This is a genomic window from Cellulomonas fengjieae (genome assembly GCF_018388465.1).
GTDB lineage: Bacteria > Actinomycetota > Actinomycetes > Actinomycetales > Cellulomonadaceae > Cellulomonas > Cellulomonas fengjieae.
Genome location: NZ_CP074404.1, coordinates 2,610,434 through 2,635,650, shown reverse-complemented (window position 1 = coordinate 2,635,650; position 25,217 = coordinate 2,610,434). Strand labels below are relative to the sequence as shown.

Annotated in this window: 19 protein-coding genes; 8 read left to right on the top strand and 11 right to left on the bottom strand. The window is 74.5% G+C overall.

Going from position 1 to position 25,217, the window contains the following annotated elements; all coding sequences use genetic code 11:
• The first annotated feature begins 43 nt into the window (after positions 1-43).
• Positions 44-1,525 carry a sensor histidine kinase gene (locus KG102_RS12130; RefSeq protein WP_208211751.1) on the top strand — a complete coding sequence of 494 codons (1,482 nt, stop codon included), beginning with the start codon at positions 44-46 and terminating at the stop codon, positions 1,523-1,525.
• A gap of 126 nt (positions 1,526-1,651) precedes the next feature.
• Here KG102_RS12130 and KG102_RS12125 read toward each other — a convergent pair whose 3' ends face one another.
• Positions 1,652-1,900, bottom strand: coding sequence for a WhiB family transcriptional regulator (locus KG102_RS12125; RefSeq protein ID WP_208211749.1), 249 nt, complete (start codon positions 1,898-1,900; stop codon positions 1,652-1,654).
• A 385-nt stretch (positions 1,901-2,285) separates the two neighbouring features.
• Between KG102_RS12125 and KG102_RS12120 the strand changes: the two genes are divergently transcribed.
• The gene (locus KG102_RS12120) at positions 2,286-2,672 is read left to right on the top strand and encodes a hypothetical protein (protein WP_208211747.1); all 387 of its coding nucleotides are present in this window, start codon (positions 2,286-2,288) and stop codon (positions 2,670-2,672) included.
• Here KG102_RS12120 and KG102_RS12115 read toward each other — a convergent pair.
• From KG102_RS12115 to KG102_RS12095, 5 genes are all read right to left on the bottom strand, one after another.
• On the bottom strand, positions 2,657-6,316 hold the full coding sequence (locus KG102_RS12115; protein WP_208288626.1) for an FtsK/SpoIIIE domain-containing protein: 3,660 nt from the start codon (positions 6,314-6,316) through the stop codon (positions 2,657-2,659). The two genes, KG102_RS12120 and KG102_RS12115, sit on opposite strands and share 16 nt — an antisense overlap.
• 112 nt (positions 6,317-6,428) lie before the next feature.
• Entirely contained in the window at positions 6,429-9,017 is a 2,589-nt protein-coding gene (locus tag KG102_RS12110) for an FtsX-like permease family protein (RefSeq protein ID WP_208288628.1), read from the bottom strand.
• Positions 9,017-9,811 carry an ABC transporter ATP-binding protein gene (locus KG102_RS12105; RefSeq protein ID WP_208211741.1) on the bottom strand — a complete coding sequence of 265 codons (795 nt, stop codon included), beginning with the start codon at positions 9,809-9,811 and terminating at the stop codon, positions 9,017-9,019. The genes KG102_RS12110 and KG102_RS12105 overlap by 1 nt, the downstream gene beginning before the upstream one ends.
• A gap of 119 nt (positions 9,812-9,930) precedes the next feature.
• Positions 9,931-10,650, bottom strand: a complete 720-nt coding sequence (locus KG102_RS12100) for a response regulator (RefSeq protein WP_208211739.1) — start codon at positions 10,648-10,650, stop codon at positions 9,931-9,933.
• A complete protein-coding gene (locus KG102_RS12095; protein WP_208288631.1) occupies positions 10,647-11,969 on the bottom strand; it encodes a sensor histidine kinase in 1,323 nt (440 codons plus the stop codon). Before KG102_RS12095 ends, KG102_RS12100 begins: the two co-directional genes overlap by 4 nt.
• A gap of 153 nt (positions 11,970-12,122) precedes the next feature.
• Here KG102_RS12095 and KG102_RS12090 point away from each other — a divergent pair, with 153 nt between their 5' ends.
• Positions 12,123-12,818 (top strand): response regulator transcription factor, encoded by a 696-nt coding sequence (locus tag KG102_RS12090; RefSeq protein ID WP_208211736.1) that lies wholly within the window; start codon positions 12,123-12,125, stop codon positions 12,816-12,818.
• A 3-nt stretch (positions 12,819-12,821) separates the two neighbouring features.
• Positions 12,822-14,135 carry an ATP-binding protein gene (locus KG102_RS12085; protein WP_208211734.1) on the top strand — a complete coding sequence of 438 codons (1,314 nt, stop codon included), beginning with the start codon at positions 12,822-12,824 and terminating at the stop codon, positions 14,133-14,135.
• Positions 14,136-14,138: 3 nt separating this feature from the next.
• Here KG102_RS12085 and KG102_RS12080 read toward each other — a convergent pair whose 3' ends face one another.
• On the bottom strand, positions 14,139-14,639 hold the full coding sequence (locus tag KG102_RS12080; RefSeq protein ID WP_208288635.1) for a GtrA family protein: 501 nt from the start codon (positions 14,637-14,639) through the stop codon (positions 14,139-14,141).
• A 111-nt stretch (positions 14,640-14,750) separates the two neighbouring features.
• Here KG102_RS12080 and KG102_RS12075 point away from each other — a divergent pair, with 111 nt between their 5' ends.
• Positions 14,751-15,953 carry a 5-(carboxyamino)imidazole ribonucleotide synthase gene (locus KG102_RS12075; protein WP_208288637.1) on the top strand — a complete coding sequence of 401 codons (1,203 nt, stop codon included), beginning with the start codon at positions 14,751-14,753 and terminating at the stop codon, positions 15,951-15,953.
• 41 nt (positions 15,954-15,994) lie between these two features.
• Positions 15,995-16,534, top strand: a complete 540-nt coding sequence (gene purE, locus KG102_RS12070; RefSeq protein WP_208288640.1) for a 5-(carboxyamino)imidazole ribonucleotide mutase — start codon at positions 15,995-15,997, stop codon at positions 16,532-16,534.
• Between the two features lie 12 nt (positions 16,535-16,546).
• On the opposite strand, the gene KG102_RS12065 is transcribed toward purE, so the two are convergent.
• The 4 genes from KG102_RS12065 to KG102_RS12050 form a co-directional block, all read right to left on the bottom strand.
• On the bottom strand, positions 16,547-17,476 hold the full coding sequence (locus tag KG102_RS12065; protein WP_249667551.1) for an LCP family protein: 930 nt from the start codon (positions 17,474-17,476) through the stop codon (positions 16,547-16,549).
• Positions 17,477-17,959: 483 nt separating this feature from the next.
• Entirely contained in the window at positions 17,960-19,228 is a 1,269-nt protein-coding gene (locus KG102_RS12060) for an LCP family protein (RefSeq protein ID WP_249667300.1), read from the bottom strand.
• A 73-nt stretch (positions 19,229-19,301) separates the two neighbouring features.
• On the bottom strand, positions 19,302-20,297 hold the full coding sequence (rfbB, locus tag KG102_RS12055) for a dTDP-glucose 4,6-dehydratase (RefSeq protein WP_208211723.1): 996 nt from the start codon (positions 20,295-20,297) through the stop codon (positions 19,302-19,304).
• A gap of 105 nt (positions 20,298-20,402) precedes the next feature.
• Positions 20,403-20,987: a hypothetical protein gene (locus tag KG102_RS12050; protein ID WP_213362994.1), complete on the bottom strand. Its 585-nt coding sequence runs from the start codon at positions 20,985-20,987 to the stop codon at positions 20,403-20,405.
• Between the two features lie 12 nt (positions 20,988-20,999).
• Here KG102_RS12050 and KG102_RS12045 point away from each other — a divergent pair, with 12 nt between their 5' ends.
• Both KG102_RS12045 and KG102_RS12040 read left to right on the top strand, forming a co-directional pair.
• Entirely contained in the window at positions 21,000-23,123 is a 2,124-nt protein-coding gene (locus KG102_RS12045; protein WP_208288647.1) for an LGFP repeat-containing protein, read from the top strand.
• Between the two features lie 100 nt (positions 23,124-23,223).
• Positions 23,224-25,146, top strand: coding sequence for a DUF4214 domain-containing protein (locus KG102_RS12040; RefSeq protein WP_208288649.1), 1,923 nt, complete (start codon positions 23,224-23,226; stop codon positions 25,144-25,146).
• Positions 25,147-25,217: the final 71 nt, after the last annotated feature.

Sequence of the window (25,217 nt, the reverse complement as noted above, 5' to 3'; positions counted from 1 at the left end):
CGTCCTGCCCACGGCCCCCGAGCGGCGACCTACCCTGGGCACCGTGTCTACGCTGAGCACCCTTGCCGCTCGATATGCCGCGCTCGATGCTCATGACCTGGAGTGGTTGCACCTCCTCGTGGGCGACTGGCAGGTGCTGTCCGACCTCGCGTTCGCCGATCTCGTCCTGTGGCTGCCGACGAGCGAGGGCGACTTCATCGCGATAGCCCAGGCGAGGCCGTCCACCGGGGCGACCGTGCACTACGACGACGTGGTCGGTTCCAGCGCCCCGGAGGGCCAGCGGGGCCAGCTGCAGCGTGCGCTGGACGAGCGGGTGCCGCAGCGGTCGCGCGAGCCGCGCTGGTTCGGCTCCTACGCGGTGCGCGAGGAAGCCGTCCCGGTGGTCCGGCGCGGCAAGGCCATCGCGGTGCTCGCCCGGCAGACCAACCTGGGTGGCACCCGGACCCCGAGCCGGCTCGAGCTGAACTACGTCGAGGCGGCCGACGACGTCTTCGCGATGGTGGGCCGCGGCGAGTTCCCGGCCCCCGACGCCCCGACCGGCCCGCGCCGTGGTGCGCCCCGCGTCGGGGACGGGCTCGTGCGCCTCAACTCGGAGGGCGAGGTGCTCTACGCCAGCCCCAACGCGCTGTCGTGCTTCCACCGGCTCGGCGTGGTGGGCGACCTGGTGGGGCGCTCGCTCGTCGAGGTCACCGCGGAGCTCATCGAGCAGCACGACACGGTCGACGAGTCGATGCCGCTCGTCCTCATGGGGCGGGCGCCGTGGCGCGTGGACGTCGAGGCGCGCGGCGTGGCGCTGTCGCTGCGCGCGGTGCCCCTGACCGAGCACGGCCAGCGGGTCGGTGCGGTGCTGCTGTGCCGGGACGTGTCCGAGCTGCGACGCCGCGAGCGCGAGCTCATCACCAAGGACGCCACGATCCGCGAGATCCACCACCGCGTGAAGAACAACCTGCAGACCGTGGCGGCGCTGCTGCGGCTGCAGTCCCGCCGGGTGGCCTCGCCGGAGGCCAAGGACGCGCTGGTGGAGGCCATGCGGCGCGTGGCCACGATCGCGCTCGTGCACGAGACCCTGTCGCAGACCCTGGACGAGAGCGTGCCCTTCGACGACCTCGTCGGCCGCAGCCTGCGGCTCGCTGCGGACGTGGCCACCGAGGGCGCCCAGGTGCGCACGCTCGTGCGCGGCTCGTTCGGCTCGATCCCCGCGCAGGACGCCACGGCGCTCGCTCTCATCCTCACCGAGCTGGTCACCAACGCCGTCGAGCACGGGTTCGCGGGACGGGAGTCGGGCACGGTGGAGGTCATCGTGGACCGCCAGGACGACACGCTGCGCGTCGAGGTGGCCGACGACGGCTCCGGGGTGCCGACCGACCGGGGCGCGGGGACCGGGCTCGGCACGCAGATCGTCTCGACCCTGGTGACCAACGAGATGCGGGGCACGATCGAGTGGCGACACCGGGAGGGCGGCGGCACCTCGGTCGTCATCGAGGCGCGGCTGCGCGGCCCCCGCGACATCGCGGCTCTGGCCTGAGCTGCGACATCCTGAGCTGCGACATCGCGGCCCTGGCCTGAGCTGCCGGGCGCCGTCGGCTCCCTCCGGACACGGCTCGGCCCCACCGCGCGGTGCGCGGCGGGGCCGGGTGAGGCGGTGCGGGTGTCAGCCGGCGCGTCGCTGACGGGCGGTGCGCCGCTTGAGCGCGCGGCGCTCGTCCTCGGACAGGCCGCCCCAGACGCCGGCGTCCTGACCGGTCTCGATCGCCCACTTCAGGCACGTGTCGACGACGGGGCAGCGACGGCAGACAGCCTTCGCCTCGTCGATCTGGAGCAGCGCAGGACCGGTGTTCCCGATGGGGAAGAAGAGCTCCGGGTCCTCGTCGAGGCACTCTGCGCGGTGGCGCCAATCCATGAGTTCGCTCCTAGGCACACGTCGCTGAGCGCCCGGGGGGCAGGGCGCACGAGTCTGCACGTGAGATCGGGGGGGTGGGTGGACGTACTGCCTCTAGGCTCGCACCCGTGTGGTGAGTCCACAAGGGTTACAGGAAGGTTTCATCTCGGTGACGGTTGATGCGTTCGTCACACCTGGGAGTCTCCTGTGCATCGCGATAGGACGCACATCGCCGCAGGTGAGGGGCATTCTGAGCCGGAAGTCCTGGTCGCGGCCCTGCGCCGGTAGCGTGATCGGCGTCACCTCGTGTCGTGAGTCACCCTCGAGCCGTGGTATCGGACCCGACGCCACCAGCCGTCGGCGGGTCCCCGCGGACGCGTCGAGCCGACGTGCCTAGGCTCCTCGGGTGACCGAACGCCGCCCCGTCCTGCTCGTCGTGTGCCTCCTCGTCGTCCTCGAGGCGGCCGCGTTCCTCGGCCTGGCGGTGGCGTGGACCACCGACGTCGTGCGCGGCGCCGCCACGATGCCGGCCGCGAGCCTGTTCCTGGCCGCGTTCGGCTTCGGGATCGCGCTGCTCCTCCTGCTCGCGGCCCGGGGTCTGTGGCGGGGTCGGCGGTGGGCGCGCTCGCCCGTGATCATGTGGCAGATCCTCCTCGTCGTGCTGGCCGTCGGCTGGCTGGGCGCCGAGCAGACGGTGTGGGCGGCTGCGGTCCTGGTGATCGCCGTGGTGGTCGGCGTCGGGCTGCTGCTGCCGGCCGGGGGCGCGCCGGCTCGCCGTCAGGACGCCGAGTAGACCTGCACGACGACTGCCGCTCTGCCGTGCAGGAGCACCCCCCGTCCGGCCGGGCGGCTGCGCGGGTCGACGTGCCAGGCCGCGGTCGGGCCGACGAGCTCGGCGGACGCGGGGTCGTGGACGTCCAGCACGAGCAGCCGGCGGCGGCGCAGCATCGCCGCGACCGGCCCCCGGAAGGCATGGGCGGCACTGCCGGAGGTCACGGCGGCCACGAGGGTCGCCGAGGACGAGGCGAGCAGCGCGGTGAGCTCGGGGTGTGCGCGCTCGAGGTCGTCGAGGTCGTCGACCAGCAGCACCGCGGCAGGGGCCCGCACAGCGGCCGGATCGCCCCCACCTGCCTGGCACGCCGCCACCACGTCGTCCGGCCCGACGTCACGCACCCCCGGCAGCGGCGCGGTGCCGGTGCCCGTCAGCCGGACCACCCCGACGCCGGCACGGACCAATCCCTGCGCGACCACCCGCAGTGCGGTGCTGCGCCCCGAGCCCGGCGGTCCGGCCACCAGCAGCCCCTCCGTCAGGTCCGCCCACACGGTCTCCGCGTCGTCACCTCCCTGACCGAGCGGGACCCGGAGCAGCCCGCCCGCCGGGAGATGCGCCGGCAGGTCGGACCGCTCGGGCAGCGGGCGTACGAGCAGCGGGGCCGGTGCCGCCCGGGGGCCGTGGCGCGGCGCAGCAGCGCGCTCCGGGAGGACCACCTGGCACAGCTCGGCGCCCGCCGCGTGCACGTGGACGGCCCGGCCCGGCGTGGTGCGGCGTCCCGCGAGCGCGGCCGGCACGCCCGCCAGCGCGTCCAGGGCGGAGTCGGCCAGTGGGAGGACGAGCCGGTGCGTGAATGCGGCCGCGTGCTGGAGCGCCGCCCCGCCGGGACCGGCAGCGGCCGCGAGGGCGGCCCCGCCCGACCTGCCGCGCCACAGCGCGGTCAGCCGGTCAGCGCCCGCCCCCCGCGCCAGGAGGCCGAGCGAGTCGAGCAGCAGGTCGAGGCGGTCGACGACGACCAGCACCCGGCGGCGCTGGGCCGTGGCGACGAGCTCGAGCAGGCGCGCGACCGCACGGGCGTCCTCCGTCGCGAGCACGCTGCCCAGCCCTCCGTCGGGATCCACGTCGCGCAGGTGCGCCACGGCTTCGGCGGGCAGCCCGATCGCGTGCACCTCCCACCCGCGCGCGAGCGCCCCGGCGCCCGCGGCCACCAGGGTGGTCGTGCGTCCGGACCGGGGCCCTCCGACGACGAGGAGGGGACCGTCGGCCGGCTCCCACCGCACCGCCCCGCGGCGCTGCTCGTCCGGCAGGTCCGCGACGGCCAGGGCGAGTCCCGGACCGTCGGGCACGTCGCCGGTGCGGACGACCGGGGGCAGGGCCGGCAACCACGGCGGACGTGCGGTCGTGGGACGCGCGCGGGCAGCGGCGTCGGCGGCGCGCAGCCAGGCCGCGCACGCGTCGTCGGCGGCTGGCGGGGGTGCTGTCGGTGACCAGCCCCCCACGGCGTCGCACCACGGTCGTGCCGCGACCACCCCGGGGCCGGACGACCCCGCGACCGCCCGGGCGACCTGCACCGGCTCGAGCGGGCGCGTCCCCCGGCGCACCCACGCCCGGCCCGGCGTGGTCGGGTCGAGGAGGGCCGCGTCCGGCGCGTCGAGCACGTCGGTCGAGTCGGCGGGGTCGGTCACGCGCAGGGCGATGCGCAGGGCGACGTTGGCGCGCAGGTCCGCGGCGACGGCTCCGGCCGGGCGCTGCGTCGCGAGGACGAGGTGCACGCCGAGCGCACGGCCCTGCGCCGCGATCCGGGTGAGCGCCGCCGAGGCGTCGGGCACGTCCTCGGTGAGTGCGCGCAGCTCGTCGACCACCACGAGCAGCCGGGGCGGCGCCCCGGCAGCCGGATCCAGCTCGGCCAGGTCGCGCGCCCCCGCCGCGGCGAGCACGGTCTCCCGCCGGCGCAGCTCGCCCCGCAACGCGGCGAGAACCCGCCGGGCATGCGCCGCGTCGAGGTCGGTGACGTGCTCCAGGACGTGGGGGAGCACCGCCACCGGACCGAGTCCCGTCCCGCCCTTGAAGTCGACCAGCAGGATCGCCAGGCGGTCCGGGGGGTGCGTCAGGGCCAGCGACAGGACGAGGGTGGTGAGCAGCTCCGACTTCCCGGCACCGGTCGTGCCCGCCACCAGGGCGTGCGGCCCGTCGCCGACCAGGTCGACCGAGGTGGTGCCGCCTGCGCCCGTCCCGAGCGCCGCGACCAGCCCGGTGCGCGGCGTCGCCCAGGCCTGGGCCACGGCCCCGGGAGCCGGGATGCCGTCGAGGTCCGCGAGCGACACCTGGGTCGGGAGCGTCGCCGCGACGTCGGGTCCGCACGACTCGACCGACGCGTGCACGGCCGCGGCGGCGCGCACCTGGTCCTCGGCGCGCTGCACGGAGATGCCGTGCCGTGGGACCTCCTCGACCCGACCCCCGGCGTCGTGCAGGCGCACCGAGCGGTGCCCGACCTCGAGCCGCGCCCGGCACCACGCCGGCACCCCGGCCACCGACTCGGTGAGCACCAGCACGCGCTGCGCCGCCGGGGCCTGCGACCGCCACCGCGCGAGGGCCGCCGGATCGGGCGGCTGGTCGGCGACGACCAGTGCCGGCTCCACCCCGCGGGGCAGCGGGGCGTCGGCAGCGGTCGCCCAGACGCACCACGCCCAGTCCTTCGACCGCAGGCTGCGGACGGCCAGGCGGGTGCCCAGGTGGGTGCCCAGGGCGCCGAGCACGGCGGCCCGTGCGACCGGGAGGGCCAGGTCGCGCGGGCCGACGACCGCCAGCGAGCCGCCGGGGTCCCAGGGCGGTTCGAGCAGGATGGGCTCGGCGGTGGCGGTGACGCGGGCGTGCGCGGTGGCAGCGGCCAGCGCCGCGAGGTCGAGCACCGCGTCGTCGGCGGGCGCGCGGCCGCGGCGGCGCCAGCGGGTGACGGCAGCCGGGCCGAGCGCGAGGAGGGGCACGGCCAGGCCGGCAACCAGGAGCAGGGGCTGCCGGAGCGCGGCCGCGAGGGCCACGGTGCCGAGCAGGGGAGCCAGCCAGGTGACCGGCCGGGCCATCGTCGACGGCACCTCGTCGGGCGCCCGCTGGTGGGGCGTCCGGTCGCGGGGCTCCCCGCGCACGACCAGCGTCGTCCGCCCGACCCGGTGGGGACGGTCCGGTCGCCACCGCCGCCACGGCCCGCGCCCGACCCGTGCGCGCACGCGCCGGCCGCGCAGCCGCAGGTGCACGGTGGTCAGGGTGGGGTCGTGCACGGTCAGGGACGGCGCGTCGGTGCGTCCCGGGGGCCCGAGGCGCACCGTGCCGACGGCGGGCACCGCGAGCACGCCGCCGCTGTCCGGGCCCGCGACGACGGCCACGTGCCACGGCGAGCGCACCGCGAGAACGGCCTCCGACGGGGCGCCGGTCCCCGTGCGCAGGACGCACCCGTGGACCAGCGGCGGCTGACCGACCACGTGGTGCTCGTCGAGAGCGACGTCCCCCACGGCGGGCCGGATACCGGCACTCGCCCAGCCCGCGTACCCGCTCGCGCGTGCGAGCGCGGGCCGCAGTGCGGACAGCGCGATGCCGACGTCCGCCTCGACGTCGGTGGGGTGCAGGCCGGGCCCTCGCGAGGGGTCGGGGTGGAGCAGGGTGAACCGCACGCGGTGACTCTGGGGGCCTACCCCGGGATCCGGGGACCCGCCCTCCGGCCGGCGGGGACGGGTCGGCCGTCCACAGGCCCGCCGGTCGGTTCGGCGGGCCTGTGGGACGGCGTCAGTCGACGGCGAGCGCCGCCACGGGCGAGGTGCGCGCGGCCGCGCGGCCCGGCAGCACCGAGGCGAGCAGACCCGCGACCAGGGCGACCAGCAGCACGAGCAGCAGGTCGGTCCACGGGACCACGAGCACGACGCCGCTGACCTCCCCGAACACGATGGCGGCGCCCGCCCAGCCGTACAGCAGGCCGAGCACGGCCCCCAGCAGCGCGCCGACACCGGCGATGAGCATGCCCTCGACCGCCAGCATCCAGCGCAGCTGGCGGCGGGACAGCCCGATCGCACGCAGGGTCGCGGACTCGCGACGCCGCTCCAGCACCGACAGCGACAGCGTGTTGGCCACGCCGATGAGTGCGATGACCACGGCCACCGCCAGCAGCCCGACGACGATCGCGAGGAACGTGTCGATGAGCCGCTCGTTGCCGGCACGCTGCGCCGCCGCGCTGCTCACCTCGGCGGGCGTGTCCGGCAGCGCTGCGCGCACGTCCTGCAGCACCTCTGCCTCGTCCGCCCCGGGAGCGAGACCGACCCAGAGCATCACGACCTGGGCCTGCGGCGCGAGCGCCTCGAACGTGCTGGGTGTGACGAGGGCGAAGCCGCCGCCCAGGTCGCTGCGGACCATCTCGAGCGTCGCGGCCGAGCCCCCGGGGGCCGGCGTCGAGCCGTCCCCGCCCTCGGCGTACGCGGTCAGGGTGGCCGAGTCGACGGTGATCTGCTGACCGACCCGCTTGGGAAGCACCAGGGTGTCGTCGGCCAGCCCGGACACGACGCGGGGATCGCGCAGGACGTCCGTCGTCGCACCGGCGGCGGGGGCAGCCACCGTGACCCACTCGTCGCCGATCAGGACCGAAGCGACCCGCATCTCGAGGACGGTCCGCACTCCGGAGACGTCCGCGACCTCCGTCGCCAGCCCTTCCGCCAGTGCGGCGTCGTCACCCTGGACCGACGCGTCGACCATCAGGTCCACCGGGTAGCGCTCGTCGAGCTCCTGCGCCAGCGAGACCCGTGCGCTCGCAGCACCCGTGCTCATCATCGCCACGAGCGTCACGCCGATGAGCAGCGCGGTGCTCGTCGCCGCCGTGCGGCTCGGGTTGCGCACCGTGTTGGCGGCTGCGAGGCGAGCACTGGTGCCCGTGCCGGACAGCGCCCGACCGGCGAGCGAGACCACCTTGGGCACCCAGAACACGGCACCGAGGAGGACCCCGACGAACGACAGCGCGCCCGCCAGGACTCCGGCGCCGAGCAGCAGCATCGGGTCGGCGCCGCCGCTGCGGGCCAGGACCGCCGACAGCAGCAGCATCGCGACCCCGCCCACCATGAGGACGAGGGCGGCTGCGAGGCGCACCTTGCCCCCGCGCCTGCTGACGACCGGGGCGTCCACCGGCCGCAGCGCCGCCATGGGGGAGACCCGCGTGGCCTCGCGCGCCGGCACCAACGAGGCGAGCACGGTGACGAGGATGCCCACCAGGAGCGGGAGCAGGACGACCGGCACGGTCACCTGGATCGTGCTGGGCAGCGGGACGCCCAGGTCGAGGCGGCCCAGCACCAGCAGCGCGGCCTGCGCCAGCGCCATGCCGGCGGCGAGCCCGACCACCGACGCGATGAGCCCCAGGATCCCGGCCTCCGTCAGCACCGAGCGGCGCAGCTGACCCTTGCCGGCTCCCACGCACCGCAGCAGCGCGAGCGTGCGGGTGCGCTGCGCCACCAGCACCTGGAAGGTGTTGGCGATGACCAGCGCGGCGACGAGGAGCGCGACGGCGGCGAAGCCGAGCACGACGGTCACCAGGAGGTTTCCGCCGGCCGAGAACTCGGCGACCGCCTCGGCGGCGGCCTCGTCCCTGGTCAGCACGTCCGCACCGGGTGCCGCGGCTGCGACGGCGTCGCGCAGGGTCTCGGCGCTCGTGCCCGGTTGCGCGGTGACGAGCCCCGCCGTGCTGAGGTCCGCGAGCGAGTCGGCCCCGGTCCAGCGCAGGGCGTCCTGCGCTGTCATCAGGCCTGCGCCGCCGGTCGCGGCCCACGCGTCCGCCGGGTCGGTCGCGATGCCCGTCACCACGACCGCGTCGTCGACCGTCCGCCACGTCTCCTCGGTGGTCACCGCACCGTCGGCGTCCGCGGTGGCGTCGTCGGCGGGCTCGTCGGACATCCACCGGACCTGGACGGTGTCGCCCACGCCCACGTCGAGGGCCTTCGCGGTCGTCGCCGGCAGCGCGATCTCGCCCGCGGACGACGGTTCGGTGCCGTCCAGGACCTCCAGCGAGCTCAGGCGCGGGTTGTCCGAGGTGGGCAGCATCATCTGCCAGCGACTCGCGCCACCCTTGCGGATCTCGATCCCGGTGGGGGCGAGCACCGCCACCGAGTCCACCCCGGGCAGCACCCGGACGTCGTCGAGCGTGGCGTCGGTGATCTCCCCGGTCAGCACGACGTCGGCGTCGGCGTACGTCGCGGTCACCGCGTCGTACCCGGTCCGGGTGATGACGTTGCCGGCCAGCAGGGTCGTGGCCAGGAAGGCCGTGCCGATCGCGATGGCGACCGCGGCGGCGGTCAGACGACCGACGCTGCGGCGCATCTGCGCCAGGGTCAGTCGCAGCATCAGAGGGCCACCTGGTCCAGCGAGCGCAGCGCGTCGAGGCCGGTGAGCACGGACTCCGGCGTCGGGTCCGCGATGTCGCCGGCGATCCGGCCGTCGGCCAGCAGCACGACACGGTCCGCGTACGCGGCGGCCGTGGGGTCGTGGGTGACCATGATGATCGTGCGGCCCAGCTCGCGCACCGAGCGGCGCAGGAAGCTCAGCACCTCGGCACCGGACCGGGAGTCGAGGTTGCCGGTGGGCTCGTCGGCGAAGACGACCTCGGGCTTCGCGATCAGTGCGCGGGCGATCGCCACGCGTTGCTGCTGGCCACCGGACAGCTCCGCCGGCCGGTGCGTGAGCCGCTGGCCGAGCCCGAGCGTGGACACGAGCGTGTCGAACCACGGCCGATCGACCGCCGTGCCCGCCAGCTCGAGCGGCAGCAGGATGTTCTGCTCCGCGGTGAACATCGGCAGCAGGTTGAAGCTCTGGAACACGAAGCCCACCCGGTCGCGGCGCAGCCGGGTCAGCGCCGCGTCGTCCAGCGACGTGATGTCGGTGGCGCCCAGGCGGGCGGTGCCCGACGTGGCCTGGTCCAGGCCGGCCAGGACGTGCATGAGCGTCGACTTGCCGGAGCCGGACGGCCCCATGATCGCGGTGAAGGCCCCCGCGGCGAAGTCGACGTCGACCCCGTCGAGCGCCCGGACCTCGGCCGCGCCCTGCCCGTAGAACTTGGAGAGGGACCGGGCGCTCACGGCGACCGATCCCGGTACGGGCGGCGGCCCCTCGTCGGACGGGCGGAAGACGGTGGTGTCCACGACTGGCTCCTTCGGTACGGATGACGACGTCCCCGACGCTACGGAGCCGGTGCCCCCGGGCACATCAGGCCCCGGGCGGGTGGTCCGTCATCCCGTGGACCGACGGACCGGCCCGGGTGCTACGAGCCCGGCCGGACCAGACCGGTCTCGTAGGCGACCACGACGGCCTGCACGCGGTCGCGTGCGCGCAGCTTGGCCAGGATCCGGCCGACGTGAGTCTTGACGGTCGCCTCGGCGACGAACAGGTCGCTGCCGATCTCGGTGTTGGACCGGCCCCGCGCCATGAGGACGAGGACCTCGCGCTCGCGGTCGGTCAGCGAGGCGACGGCCACGCGCGCGGGGTCGGAGGGCGCGCCGGGCTCGTCGGGTGGCAGCGCTGTGACCAGGTGCTCGAGCAGACGCTTGGTGCTCGACGGGGCGATGACGGCGTCGCCGTGGTGCACGGTGCGGATGGCCGCGAGCATCTCCTCGGGCGGCGCGTCCTTGAGCAGGAACCCGCTGGCGCCGGCGCGGATCGCCGAGAGCACGTACTCGTCGAGGTCGAAGGTGGTCAGCACGATGACCCGGGGCGCGGGGGAGGCGTCGGTCGCGCGCGCCGTGATCTGCGCGGTCGCGGTGAGCCCGTCCATCGTCGGCATCCGCACGTCCATGAGCACGACGTCGACGGGCCCCGTGGCGGTGTGGGCCGCGGGGTCCAGTGCGCGCACGGCCTGCGCGCCGTCCCCGGCCTCGAGCACCACCTGCAGGTCCGCCTGGGAGTCGATGACCATCCGGAACCCGGCGCGGACCAGCTGCTGGTCGTCCACGAGCCCGACGCGGATCGGTGCGGTGGCGGTCATCGGCGCTCGTCCTGGGTGCTCGGCACGGGTGTCGTCCTCTCGTCGGGGCTGGCGGTGCTGGGGGCGGTGTCTGTGGGGGTGGGCAGCTGTGCCCGGACGCGGAAGCCGCCACCGGGTCGCGGCCCGGCGCTGACGGAGCCGCCGAACATGGCGGCGCGCTCGCGCATGCCGACCAGGCCCTGGCCGAGACCGTCGGGGCTCGCCGCCGACGCACCGCGGCCGTCGTCGCTGACCTCGAGCACGATGGCCGCCGGCAGCCACTGGACCAGCACCGTGACCAACGGGTCGGGACCGGCGTGCTTGAGCACGTTGGTCAGCGACTCCTGCGCGATCCGGAAGACCGTGAGCCCCGCGCCGGGGGGCAGGTTGCGCGGCTCTCCCATGCGGACCAGCGAGGCGCGCAGGCCGCTGGCCCGCATCTGCTCGACCAGGGCCCCGATGTCGGACTCGGCGGGCTGCGGGGCGAAGTCTTGCGTCGCGGCCGGGCGCAGCCCGCCGGGTCCGGGCACCGCCGGGACCTGACCGGCCGACGGGATCGGCTCCGCGCTGCCGCGCAGCACCCCGAGCAGGCGGCGCATGTCGGTGAGGGCGGCGCGGCCGGTCTCGGCGATCGTGCCCAGCGCGCGGGGCGCGGCCGAGGGGTCGGCGTCGGCGGCGTACCGGCCGCCGTCCGCCTGGGCGATCATCACCGTCAGCGAGTGGGCGACGATGTCGTGCATCTCGCGCGCGATGCGGGCGCGCTCGGCCGCCGTGGCGATCTGGGACTGCTGGTCCCGCTCGACCTCCAGGCGCTCGGCCCGGTCGACCAGGGCCTCGATGGTCTCGCGGCGCGAGCGCCGGACGAGCCCGAACGCCCAGACGGACAGGGCCACCACGCCGGTGAACACGGCGGTCGACGACGCGCCGGCGCTGTTGTACCAGCCGTTCATCGCCACGCCGAGCAGGAGGCAGCCGACGAGCGCACCGGCGATGGCGACCCGGTGCGCCCACCGCGGGCCGTGCACGGTGACCGAGTAGAGCGCCAGCAGGACGGCGAAGTCGGCGGGCACCACGAGGGGGGTGTAGAAGGCGAGCTGCAGCAGCGCGGCCGTGTAGACGGCCGCCGCCGAGGCGGTGGGCCGCACCCGGCGCCAGGCCAGCGGCGCCACGATGAGCAGGGAGACCAGGAGCGTCACGACGCTCCGCGCCGGGTCACCTGCCGCGCTCGTGATGTGGGTCGCCGTCACCAGGACGAACAGCAGCAGGATCCCGGTGCCGGTGGCGTCGACCGCGAACCGGTGTTCCTCCTCCCAGCGCAGCAGGCGCTCCCATCTCGTCACCCCACGAGGGTAGGGCGCAGCACGCGGGGAGACGTGCGCCCGGGGGACGACACGGGTCGTCGGCGGCTCCGCCCGCGGGCGCACCCGGTTCACGCAAACCTGTGGGCGCGCCCCGCTGGTGGTCAAGACCGTGCCATGACCTAGCATGGGCGAATGACCCAGGTGCTGCTGGCCGAGGACGACCCTGCCATTGCCGAACCCTTGGCCCGCGCCCTCGGGCGTGAAGGTTACGACGTGCGCGTGCAAGGTACTGGTCAAGGCGCCATCGACGGGGCTGCGGCGGCTGACCTGGTGGTCCTCGACCTCGGCCTGCCGGACATGGACGGCCTCGACGTCGCCCGCGCCATCCGCAACCTGGGCCTGACGACCCCGTTGCTCGTCCTCACCGCGCGAGCCGACGAGGTCGACCTGGTCGTCGGCCTCGACGCGGGCGCCGACGACTACGTGACCAAGCCGTTCCGCCTGGCCGAGCTCCTCGCCCGCGTCCGCGCCCTGCTGCGCCGCAGCGTGGGCGACCCCGCCGACGAGGACGAGCTGCACGCCCAGAACGTGCGGGTCGACGTCGCCGCGCACCGTGCCTTCCAGGGCGAGCGCGAGCTGCACCTCACCGCCAAGGAGTTCGACCTGCTGCGCGTGCTCGTGGGCGCCGCGGGCACGGTCGTCGCCCGCGAGACGCTCATGCGTGAGGTCTGGGGCTCGGACCCGACGGGTTCGACCAAGACCCTCGACATGCACGTCTCGTGGCTGCGCCGCAAGCTCGGTGACGACGCGAACAACCCGCGGTACGTCACGACGGTGCGGGGGATGGGCTTCCGGTTCGAGACGGGCGCGAACGCCGAGCGGGCCTGAGCCTTGCGCCGTCGCGTCCTGCAGGCGACGATCGCGGCGGTCACCGTCGCGGTCGTGCTGCTCGGTTTCCCCCTGGCCTTCCTCGGCGCGCAGCTGGTGCGCGAGAACGCCGTGCAGGCCCTCCAGTCGCGGGCGGAGTCGCTCGCCAACTCCGTCGACTTCCGCGTCGAGCAGGACATCGCCCTGACCGACCGGCTGCTCGAGACCGCGACCGGTGACGCCGGGGAGATCCCGGCCTCCGTGATCGTCAGCGCGCCCGACGGCGAGCAGTACCAGGCCGGCGAGCGCGTCGAGGGGCGCAGCCTGTCGGTCCGGGTCGTCTCCGACACCGGCGCCACGGTGCTGCTCTACGTGTCGTGGTGGGACGTCTTCTGGTTGAGCGCCCGCGTGATCGCCCTCGTCGTCGTCGCCGCCGTCGTGGCCTTCGCGGCGGGGATCGCCATGGCCATCTGGCAGGCCAACCGGCTCACCGCGCCCCTGGTCTATCTCGCCGCGTCCGCCGAGCAGCTGGGCGCCGGGCAAGTGCGTCCGCGCCTCGAACCCTCGGGGGTCGAGGAGATCGACCTCGTGGCCGCGGAGCTCGCGCGCAGCGCGGACCGGATGGCCGCCCGGCTCGCCGCCGAGCGGCAGTTCGCCTCCGACGCCTCCCACCAGCTGCGGACGCCGCTGACGGCGCTGTCCATGCGGCTGGAGGAGATCATGCTGGCCACGGACGACCCGAACGTCAGCGAGGAAGCGCGCATCTCGCTCGAGCAGGTCGAGCGGCTGGTGCGCGTGGTCGACGACCTGCTGGCCAGCTCGCGCCGGCTCCAGGGCGGCACGACCGAGGCGGTCCGGCTGCTGGAGGTCGTGCACCAGCAGGAGGAGGAGTGGCAGCCGACCTTCCAGGCGAGCGGCCGCCGGCTGGTCGTCGAGGTGGACCCCGCCACCCAGGTGCTGGCCACCCCGGGGGCGCTCGCCCAGGTGCTCGCGACGCTCATCGAGAACTCCCTGCGGCACGGAGCGGGCACCACGACCGTGCGGTCCCGCTCCGGCGGTCCGTCGGGCGCGGTGGTCATCGAGGTCGCCGACGAAGGAGCAGGCGTGCCCGACGACCTGGCGCCGCGGATCTTCGAGCGCGAGGTGACGTCCGGCAAGGGGACCGGCCTCGGCCTCGCCCTGGCCCGGGACCTGGCATCCGCCGACGGTGGCCGGCTCGAGCTGGCGCAGCGCCGTCCCGCGGTCTTCGCGCTCTTCCTGTCGGGGGTGCCCGCGTCGATGCGGCCCGACGTGGTCCTGCCGCTCGGCGCGGTCGTCTCCGCCCGGCGCCGGCGCTGACCGTCAGACGCTCGTGCGCAGCCCGGTGAACACCCAGCGCTTGTAGCCGAGGTAGCGCAGGACCGTCCCGATGGCGATGCCGAGAACCTTGGCGACGTTGTCCGCCAGCGGCGTGGTGAGGTCGAGGGCGTAGTGCGAGAACGCGAGGGTCAGCACCGGGATCACGGCGCACACGATGTTGATGGCCGCGAACACCGTGAGCTCGCGCACCCGCTCGTCCGTGCGCTGCCGGGAGAAGGTCCAGTGCCGGTTGCCCAACCAGGACACGAGCGTCGCCGCGACGATCGCGATGACGTTGGCGGTGAGCGGCTTGTGCTCGAGCACCTGACCCGGCCCGAACCGCAGCAGGTTGAACAGGCCGAGGTCGACGACGAACGCGAGGCCGCCGACCGACAGGAACCGGCCGAGCTCGTACGCCCGCGCCCGCAGCGCGGCGGTCCGAGCAGCCGGGGCGACAGGCGTCGTCACCACCACGCGGTCGGTCAGCCTGTCGCTGGCGCTCACGGGGCTCCTCGAGGGTCGGGCAGACGGTCCCGAGAGGATATCCCGCACGGCTGGGAGCCCGCCGGGCGAAGCGTTTCGGCCCGCCGGGACGCTCGGCTAGTGTCGTCGCCCGTGACGGCACCCGTGGTGGCAGTGGTCGGAGGCGGGCAGCTCGCCCGCATGATGGCGCCGGCGGCGACGGCCCTCGGGCTGCACCTGCGGGTCCTGGTGGAGAGCCCGACGTCCTCGGCGGCACAGGTGGTCGTCGACGCGCCGGTGGGCGCCGCGTCCGACGAGGCCGCGATCATCCGGCTGGCCGAGGGCGCGGACGCGCTGACGTTCGAGCACGAGCACGTGCCCAACGCGCTGCTCGACAGGCTCGAGGCGGCCGGGGTGGCCGTCCACCCCGACGCGGCCGCGCTGGTGCACGCGCAGGACAAGATCGTCATGCGGACGCGGCTGGCGGCCCTCGGCATCCCCGTGCCGGCCTGGGCGGCGCTGGCGTCCCCCGCGGACCTCGCGCGGTTCCTCGCGGACCACGGCGGCGAGGCGGTCGTGAAGACCTCCCGCGGCGGGTACGACGGCAAGGGTGTGCGGGTGGTGCGCTCCGCGGACGAGGCGGCCGACTGGTTCGCGGCCGCCGCCTGCGGAGGAGCCCCGCTGCTGGTCGAGGAGAAGGTCCCGTTCACGCGCGAGCTCGCGGTCCTGGTCGCGCGGCGCCCCAGCGGCGAGACGCGGACCTGGCCGGTGGTCGAGTCGGTGCAACGCGAGGGCGTGTGCTCGGAGGTCGTCGCTCCCGCCCCGGACCTGGATCCCGCGACGCGGGCCGAGGCCGTGGACGTCGCGACGAGGATCGCTCGTGGCCTCGGCGTCACCGGCGTGCTCGCCGTGGAGCTCTTCGAGGTCGCGGACGCCGCGGGTGGCCCGCCGCGCGTCCTGGTCAACGAGCTGGCGATGCGCCCCCACAACTCCGGCCACTGGACCATCGACGGTGCCGTGACCAGCCAGTTCGAGCAGCACCTGCGGGCGGTGCTGGACCTGCCGCTCGGCGACACGGCGCCGCGGTCCACGTGGACGGTCATGGCGAACCTCCTGGGCAGCACGCTCGAGGACCCGACGCTCGCCCTGGCCGACGTCGCGCGCCTCGACCCGGGAGCCAAGGTGCACCTGTACGGCAAGGAGGTCCGCGCGGGGCGCAAGCTCGGCCACGTCAACGTGAGCGGCGAGGACCTGGCCGACGTCCGGCGACGTGCGGTGCGGGCCGTGGCGCTGCTGCACGGGGCCCCGTCCGCCCGACGCGAACACGACCCGGCGGACGCACCGGCTGGGACATGATGGGCGCGCGGCGTCACGGTGGCGGCGGGACGGAGACGGCGATGGCAGCGCAGGCCCTGGTGGGGATCGTCATGGGCTCGGACTCGGACTGGCCCGTCCTGAAGGCGGCCGCCGAGGTGCTCGCGGAGTTCGACGTCGCTGTCGAGGTCGACGTGGTCTCGGCACACCGTCAGCCGGAGAAGATGCTCGCCTACGGCCGGACCGCGGCCGAGCGTGGCCTGCGTGTGGTGGTCGCCGGGGCCGGCGGGGCCGCGCACCTGCCCGGCATGCTGGCGTCGGTCACCACGCTGCCGGTCGTGGGCGTGCCCGTCCCGCTCGCCTACCTCGACGGCATGGACTCGCTGCTCTCGATCGTGCAGATGCCCGCCGGCGTCCCCGTGGCCACGGTGTCGATCGGTGGAGCGCGCAACGCCGGTCTGCTGGCGGTGCGGATCCTCGCCTCCGGAGAGGGTGAGCAGGCGGTGCGGCTGCGGACGGCGATGGCCGCGTTCCAGGAGGACCTGCAGGGTCAGGCCGACACCAAGGGCGAGCGACTGCGCGCCCAGACGAGCGCGCGGCCGAGCGTCGGCTTCAGCGTCTGAGCCCCTGGCGCCTCACGCGCCGGGCATGCCGCCCACGGGACCGGGCGGGAGCGACCCGTCGCGGATGGCGGCCCAGAACGACGGGGACGCGTCCGGGTCCAGCTGGACCGCGGAGCCGACGCCGTTCCCGGGGCGGTAGTCGATGCTGGCGATCGGCGGCGTGCCCGTGATGCCGTCCGGGCCGTTGGCCGCCTTGAACGCGAGCGCGAGCTTGGCCATGTCGATGATGCCGGTGCCGTCGCTCACCGTCAGCGCACCGGTTCCCGCGTCGATGAGCGCGACCTGCTGACCGGGCCGGACCAGCAGCTGCGCGGGATCGACCTTGCCCATGACCGCACCGATCAGCTGACGCTGACGCTCCGCGCGGCCCACGTCCCCGGTCGGGTCGGACTTGCGCATCCGGGCGAACGCCAGCGCCTGGACGCCGGTGACGTCGTGACAGCCGGCGGCCCACTCCATGCCGGAGTCCGGGTCGTGGACGTCGGCGTCGTGGCACAGGTTCACGCCGCCGACCGCGTCGACGATCTGCTCGACGCCCGCCATCCCGATCTCGGCGTAGTGGTCGACCGTCAGACCGGTCAGCGCCTCGACGGTCTGCACCAGTAGCGGTGCACCGCCCCAGGAGAACGCGGCGTTGAGCTTGGACGGCTCGTGGCCGGGGATGTCGACGAACGTGTCACGCGGCAGGGAGATCAGGGCCGTCGGGCCGCTGGTCGGCGCGTGCAGCAGGAGGATCGTGTCGGTGCGCGCGCCCTCCGTGCCGTCCTCGCCCACGCTTCCGTCGGCACGGGAGTCCGAGCCGGTCAGCAGGTACGTGGTGCCGGGGGTGTTCGGCGCGCCGCTGAGTGCGGAGGTGTGCTGCACCTTGCCGTTCGCCCACACCAGCAGGCCGATCGGCCACGCGAGCAGGGCGACGACCACCAGCCCGGCGATCGCCAGCACGAGCCCGCGGCGGCTCCTGCGGGGCCGAGGCGCGTCCGCCGTCACCGGTTCCGGCGCCGGGGTGCGCGGTCCCTGCGGCGGCGCGGGCCGGGACGCGGGCCGCCCCGATGCGGGGCGCGACTGGGTGCTGCGGGGCGCGGACCGGGCGGGGGCCGCGGACGCCGGCGGTGTCGGCGCTCGTCCCGGGACCTCGACGGCGGCGGGCCGCTGCTCCGGGCGGCCGGACCGGGCCGAGGGCGCGATCGACGCGGGGGAGGTCCCCGCGGCGGACGGGCCGGGCTGGCGCGGTTCGCCGGCCGGGCGGCCCGGCTGCAGCGGCTCGCGCGTCGCCGGGCGTCGGGCGGGGCGTCCGGCGGGTGCGGGCCGGGCCGGACGGCCGACCACGATGGGTTCGGCGGTCTCGGGACGTACCGGCCGCGCCGGCGCCCCGGGCGCGAAGCTGGGCGGCGGCTTTCGAGGTGTGCGCTCGTCCGGGCTCATCCGTCAGCAGACGTCGGTCGTGTCGTCGACGGAGAACGCTTCCTTGCCGGCTTCCTTCGTCTCGACAGGCGTCGGGACCTCCGGCGGTGGCTGCGTGGCGGCGGGGGCGCTCGGCGCGGTGGTCTCGACCGGCGCCTGCGTGACCGGGGGCTCCACGGGCGCGTCCGGCGTCGGCGCAGCGGGCGCCTCGCCGAGCGCGGGCAGGTCGTTGACCATGTTCGACCACACGACGTCGGCCTCGGCCGTCCACTCCACCCGGTTCCGGTCGGACTTCGCCGGGGCGAACGGGATCGTCATGAACGTGATGTTGCCACTGTCGATGTCGCGCAGGTTGTAGGCGAGGCCGGTCATGTTGGGGATGGACATCGCCGTGTCGGTCGTCAGCGAGCTCGTCGCCGCGCTGAGGAACGAGATGAGCTTCTGGGGGTTGGTCAGCACGTCGCGGGACAGCACCTCGCGGACCATGGCCGCCATGAGCTTCTGCTGGTTGCCGATGCGGTTGGTGTCCGACCCGTCGCCGACGCCCTGCCCCTTGCGAGCCCGGGCGTACGCCAGGGCCGTGGTGCCGTTGAGCGTCTGGAACCCGGGCGACAGCGCCAGACCGGCGTCGGGGGAGAACATGGGGGTCGGGATGCACATCGGCACCCCGCCGATGGCGTCGACCATCTGCTGGAAGCCGGCGAAGTCCACCACGACGAAGTGGTTGATGGTCAGCCCGGTGTTGTGCTGCACCGTGTTGATCGTGCACGCGGCCGCGGACTCCATGTCGCCGCCGTTGTCCCAGCCTGACGCGAACGCGGAGTTGAACATGGCCCGGGTGGCCTTGGTGGTCTTCCCGTTCGTCATCGTGCACGAGGGGATCTCCACGAGGGAGTCGCGGGGGATCGAGACGAGCTCGACGCGGGACCGGTCGGCCGAGATGTGCAGCACCATCGTCGTGTCGGAGCGCATCCCCTCGTCGTCGCCGCCGATCTCGGCATTCTCACCGTCGCGCTGGTCGGAGCCGAGGATCAGGAGGTTGACGGCCTGACCGGCGTTCGGGTCGTCGGGGTCCGGCTCCGTGTTCTGGGACGGCATCGGATTGACCAGCGCGGACACGTCGACCTTGTCCATGTTGCCGTTGAGCTTGGCGGCCACGGCCGCGACGCCGCTGGCGCCGAACACGAGCACCGCCGCCACGACGAGAGCGACCCCGCGCAGCGCACCGTGCGTCCGCAGGCGACGGGAGTGCCTGGCGGGACGGGGGCGCTGGACAGCGGCGTGACGGCTCACGGGATGATCGTAGGAGGGCGAACCGTGCGTACGAGGGAGTGCAGGCAGCGGCGTCGTGGAGGACCTGTGCAGATCAGCGGCCCAGCTGGGCGTACTTCGCCTCGGTGGCGTCCTTCTGCGGCCGCCACCACGCCTCGTTCGCCTGGTACCAGGCGACGGTGGCCTCCAGGCCGGTGCGGAAGTTCTCGTACCGCGGGACCCAGCCGAGCTCCTCGCGGAGCTTGGTCGAGTCGATCGCGTAGCGCATGTCGTGCCCCGGGCGGTCGCTGACCAGGTCGTAGGCGTCGCGCGGGCGGCCCATGATCTCGAGGATGTCCTCGACGACGGTCTTGTTGCTCTCCTCGCCGTCGGCGCCGATGAGGTAGGTCTCGCCCAGGCGGCCACGCTCGACGATCGCCCAGACGGCGCTGTTGTGGTCCTCGACGTGGATCCAGTCCCGGACGTTCTCGCCCGAGCCGTAGAGCTTGGGGCGCACCCCGTCGATCACGTTGGTGATCTGGCGCGGGATGAACTTCTCGACGTGCTGGTACGGCCCGTAGTTGTTCGAGCAGTTGGAGATGGTGGCGCGCACCCCGAAGCTGCGGGCCCAGGCGCGCACCAGGAGGTCGGAGGAGGCCTTCGTCGAGGAGTACGGGCTCGACGGGTTGTACGGCGTCTCCGGCGTGAACTTCGCGGGGTCGTCCAGCTCGAGGTCGCCGTACACCTCGTCGGTCGAGATGTGGTGGTAGCGCACGTCGTGGCGGCGGACCGCCTCGAGGAGCTGGTAGGTCCCGATGATGTTGGTGCGCAGGAACGGCCACGGGTCGTGCAGGGAGTTGTCGTTGTGCGACTCGGCCGCGAAGTGCACGACCAGGTCCACGTCCTTGACGAGGGAGTCGACGATGTCCGGGTCCGCGACGTCACCCTTGGCGAAGACGACCTTGCCCTCGACCGGCTCCAGGCTGCGCTCGTCGCCCGCGTAGGTCAGGGCGTCCAGGACCGTCACGCGGACGTCCGGGCGCTCACGCACGGTCTGGTGGACGAAGTTGGAGCCGATGAAACCGGCTCCGCCGGTGACGAGCACGTGCATGGTGGTTCCCCACGTCGGTGTCGATGACGGCCCTGACGATAGCCGACTCGGCATCGCTGCCCGCGTGTCGCCGGGCTCCGCCCGCAGGTGGCGGGGGTGTGCGTGTCAGCATGAGCGCGCCATGACGAACCGATGCCGCCCCCGCACCTTGCCCGCCCGGCAGTCCTCCCGGCACGTGACCGGGCGGTGGGCCGTCGCGGCCCCGGCCGTCGTCACGCTGCTGCTCGGCGCGGGGTGTACGGCGCCGGAGATCGACCGGGGCGAGCCCGCGTCGCCGTCGCCGACCGCGAGCGCCACGAGCACCCCCGGCGGGACCGCGCCGAGCGCGACCGCGCCCGTCGCGTCGCCGTCGACGGACCCGTCGACCGCGCCCACCGTCGCACCGACGAGCCCGCCGGCCGGGCCGCCGCGGACCGCGGTCTCCGTCACCACCACGTATGCGGGCTGGTCGTCGGCCGACGGGATGGTCCTGGTCGGCGCGTACGTCGACGGTGTCGTCGAGTCGGAGGGCTCGTGCTCGCTGGTCCTGACCGGACCCGGCACCACCGCCAGCGTCACCACGCCGGCGGTGCCCGACGCCGGGTCGACCTCCTGCGGGGAGCTGCGCTCACCGGTCGGCGGCCCGGGGACGTGGACCGCCACCGTCGGGTACGAGTCGCCGACGTCGACCGGTACCGCCGACGCGATCACGGTGGTCGTCCCGTGAGGGGCCCGGTGCTGCGCGCCGCGGCCCGCGTCGTCACGGTCGCTCTGCTCGCGGTCGGCTCGATCACGGTGGCGCTCGGCGGCCCGCTCGCGGCGCCGGCGACCGCGGCCGACCTCAGCGGGTTCCGGCCGGGCAACATCATCAGCGACGCCGTCTTCTTCGACGGGGAGTGGTGGGGCGAGGGCGCGGTCCAGTCGTTCCTCGACACCAAGGGCGCCGGCTGCGGCGTCGGCGCCGACGGCTCGGCGTGCCTGAAGAACTATCGGCAGTCGACGTGGACGCGGCCGGCGGACGACCGCTGCCGGGGCCAGTACGACGGGGTCGGCAACGAGCGGGCGTCCGCGATCATCGCCAAGGTGGCCCGGGCCTGCGGGATCAACGCCCAGGCGATCCTGGTGATCCTGCAGAAGGAGCAGGGCCTCGTCACCACGACCGGCGCGGCCGCGACCGCCGCGCGGTACCAGAAGGCGATGGGCTTCGGCTGCCCCGACACCGCGCCCTGCGACGAGAAGTACTACGGCTTCTTCAACCAGGTGTACCAGGCGGCGTGGCAGTTCAAGAACTACGCGCTCAACCCCAGCCGCTACGCCCACCGCGCCGGCCTCACCAACAACGTGCGGTTCCACCCCAACGCGGCCTGCGGCACGTCACCGGTGCTCATCGAGAACCAGGCGACGGCGGGGCTGTACAACTACACGCCCTACCAGCCGAACGCGGCGGCCCTCGCGGCCGGCTACGGGACGGGTGACGCCTGCTCGTCGTACGGCAACCGGAACTTCTGGAACTACTTCACCGACTGGTTCGGGCCCACGCACGGCTACGGCGTCAGCCCGCAGGTGAACGCCCTCTGGAGCTCGCTGGGCGGCTCGCGGGGCGCTCTCGGGGTCCCGACGAGCCACCAGCGGTGCGACCTCGTCCCGACCGGCTGCTCGCAGGAGTTCACCGGCGCCACGGTCTACTGGTCGCCCGGCGGGGGCGCCCAGGCGGTCGGCGGGAGCATCCGTGACAAGTGGATGTCCGCGGGCGGGCTCTCCGCCGGCATCGGCTACCCGACCACGACGGTCCTGGCCTGCGACAACGCCGCGGGCTGCGTGCAGCAGTTCGAGGGTGGCGCGATCACCTGGTCGGCGGCGACGGGCCCGCAGCTGGTGGGCGGCCTGATCTTCGCGCGGTGGATGGCCGCGGGCGGCATCGCGGCGGGCATCGGGTACCCGACGAACACCGTGCTCGGCTGCGACGGCGTCGCCGGGTGCACGCAGACGTTCCAGGCGGGCCTCGTGACGTGGTCGGCGGCGACCGGCGCGCAGCTCATCGGCGGCGCGATCCGCGCGACGTGGGACGCGCACGGCGGCGCGACGGGGCCACTCGGCTACCCGACGACGACCACCCTGTCCTGCGACCCGTCCGCCGGGTGCATGCAGCAGTTCACCGGCGGAGCGATCACGTGGTCCGGTGCGACCGGCGCGCAGCCGGTCACCGGGGCGATCGCGGGCTCGTGGCTCTTTCTCGGCGGGCCGTCGGCCGGGATCGGCCTGCCGGTCGAGGCGCCGTCGACGTGCACCCCGCAGGCCTGCCTGCAGAAGTTCCAGTACGGCGCCATGACGTGGACCGCCGCGTCGGGAAGCGCCCTGATCGGTGGCCTCCTTTACGCCAAGTGGTCGGCCGAGGGCGGGCTCGCCGCCGGGCTGGGCTTCCCGACCGGCTCCGTGCAGGCGTGCGACCCGAACCTCGGCTGCGTGCAGCCGTTCGAGAACGGCGCGGCCACCTGGTCGGCCGCGGCGGGTGCCCAGCTCATGGGTGGGCTGCTGTACGCGCGCTGGGTGCAGGCCGGCGGACTGAAGGCGGGCCTGGGGCTTCCCACCGGCACCGTCCTGGCGTGCCCCAACTCCGGCTGCGTGCAGCCGCTCCAGAACGGTGCCGCTGTGTGGTCGCAGGCCACGGGCCCGCAGCTGATCGGGGGCCTGATCCACGCACGGTGGACGGAGCTGGGCGGCATGGCCTCCCCGCTCGGCCTGCCGACGTCGACGGTCCTCGGCTGCGACCCCGTGGCGGGCTGTACGCAGACGTTCCAACGGGGGACCATCAGTTGGTCCGGCGCGACGGGTGTCCTCGTACGCTGATCTGCGCCGACACGCAACCGCAGGGGGCCACGGTCCTTGACTGGCTGCTGCCGCCGGGTGACGCTGCTAACACACCACGTCCACCTGTGTCAGGACTCCCATGCTGCTCAACGTCGTCGTTGCCCTCGTCCTCACCGCGACCCTCGGGGTTCCCGGCGTCGGTGCTGCCCGTCCTGAGCACGTCGTCGTGCCGGCGGTCGGGTCCGCGCCGACCAGCACGACGGTCGCGGACGAGACGACGGTGCAGGAGGTCGACCTGACGGTGACCGCCGAGCCGCAGACGCGGGTCGACCCCGACGTGGCCCCCACGCAGACCCCGGACAGCGCCCCGCCCGAGGAGGCGACCGAGGTCGACCCGGGTGAGGACGCCGTCGTCGCGGACGTCCAGGCGGGCGACCGGGTGGTGACCCCGCCCGTCGACACCGACGCCGTGCAGACGATCGGCGTGACCTGGCCCGAGGGTGCCGTCGTCGACGGTCTGGGCGCCCAGGTGCGCACGCAGACGGACGGCGAGTGGGGGGACTGGGTCGAGCTCGACCCGTCGGACTCGTACGCGGACGCGGGCACGGCCGACGCCGAGCACGAGCTGCGGGGCGGGACGGACGCGATCTGGATCGGCGACGCCACCGCGCTGCAGCTGTCGTTCGCGGCCACCCCGGAGGGTGGTCCCGAGGGCATGAGCCTGTCGCTCATCGGGTCGCCGGAGGTCGCGCCGAGCGACGCGACGGTGACCCAGTCGGCGTCCAGCGGCTCCGCGGTCGTCCGCTCCGCCGTCCTCGCGACCGACGCGGTGGCGCCGCAGGTGATCCTGCGCGGTGCCTGGGGTGCGCGTCCGCAGTCCTGCAGGCCCGACGTCGCCGCGAACCTCGTCGGCGCCGTCGTGCACCACACCGCCGGCCCCAACTCGTACTCGAGCGTCGGCGCAGCGATGCAGCAGATCCGCAACGACCAGGCGTACCACATGGACAGCCGCGGCTGGTGCGACCTCGGCTACAACTTCGTCGTCGACAAGTGGGGAAACCTCTACGAGGGCCGGGCCGACAGCCTGATGAACCCGGTGATCGGCGTGCACGCCGGGGGCTTCAACACGGGCACCGTCGGCGTGTCCATGCTCGGGGACTACTCGAACGTCGCGCCGTCGGGCGCGATGGTCGCCTCCGTGGCCCAGATCATCGGGTGGCGGCTCGGCCAGTACCTGGTCGACCCGCTCGGACGCATGGACTACTACACCGGCGCGGGGGAGAACTCGCGCTACACGAACCAGTGGGTCAACCTGCCGCGGGTGTTCGGGCACCGTGACGTCGCCTACACCGCGTGCCCCGGGAACCAGGGGTACTCCACGCTCGGGACCATCCGCCAGCAGGCGGCCGCCGCGAGCTCCGCCCCGGCGTTCGGCGTGGTCCGTCCCGTGGTGAAGCAGCTCTACAAGGACGTCCTCGGCCGGGAGGCCGACCCGGGCGGGCTCGAGGGGTGGAGCCGGGCGATGGTGCAGGGCATGTCGCCCGCGCAGGTCGCGACGGCACTGGCCACGAGCACCGAGTACGCCTACGCGACCGTCGCCCGCGACTACGACGACGTGCTCGGGCGCGCGCCCGACCCGCAGGGTCTGTCCACGTGGACCTCGGCGATCATGCAGGGGCAGATGCGCTCGGAGGACCTGCGCATCTGGCTGTTCGGGAGCGTCGAGTACTACAACATCTCCGGTGAGACGGACAACACCTATGTCGCCGCGCTCTACCGGGACGTGCTGGGCCGCAAGGCCGGCAGCGGGGACGTCGCGTTCTGGGCACCGCTGGTGCGCAGCGCCGGCAAGGACGCGGTCGTCCGGGGCTTCTGGAAGTCCGGGGAGAGCGCCAACCTGCGGGTCGAGGCGGCGTACCAGCGCTTCCTGGGCCGTTCGGCGGATCCCGCCGGGATGGCGACGTGGCCGCCGGTCCTGCTCGCCCGGGGTGAGGGTGAGCTGCGCAGCCAGCTGGTGGGCAGCGTCGAGTACCGCAACCGGTCGGTCGCCAACAACCCCTGACGCGCCCGCCGTGCTCGGGGACTCCCGCTGCGCTGTGTAGTCTTTCCAGGCACTTGCGCAGCTGACACCGA

What these genes read in the sequence shown, in the direction of transcription:
- KG102_RS12100 (WP_208211739.1), bottom strand. Translation starts at nt 10,650, where the DNA reads ATGACCGCCACCGCACCGATCCGCGTCGGGCTCGTGGACGACCAGCAG.
- KG102_RS12040 (WP_208288649.1), top strand. Translation starts at nt 23,224, where the DNA reads ATGCTGCTCAACGTCGTCGTTGCCCTCGTCCTCACCGCGACCCTCGGG.
- KG102_RS12110 (WP_208288628.1), bottom strand. Translation starts at nt 9,017, where the DNA reads ATGCTGCGACTGACCCTGGCGCAGATGCGCCGCAGCGTCGGTCGTCTG.
- KG102_RS12090 (WP_208211736.1), top strand. Translation starts at nt 12,123, where the DNA reads ATGACCCAGGTGCTGCTGGCCGAGGACGACCCTGCCATTGCCGAACCC.
- rfbB (WP_208211723.1), bottom strand. Translation starts at nt 20,297, where the DNA reads ATGCACGTGCTCGTCACCGGCGGAGCCGGTTTCATCGGCTCCAACTTC.
- purE (WP_208288640.1), top strand. Translation starts at nt 15,995, where the DNA reads ATGGCAGCGCAGGCCCTGGTGGGGATCGTCATGGGCTCGGACTCGGAC.
- KG102_RS12125 (WP_208211749.1), bottom strand. Translation starts at nt 1,900, where the DNA reads ATGGATTGGCGCCACCGCGCAGAGTGCCTCGACGAGGACCCGGAGCTC.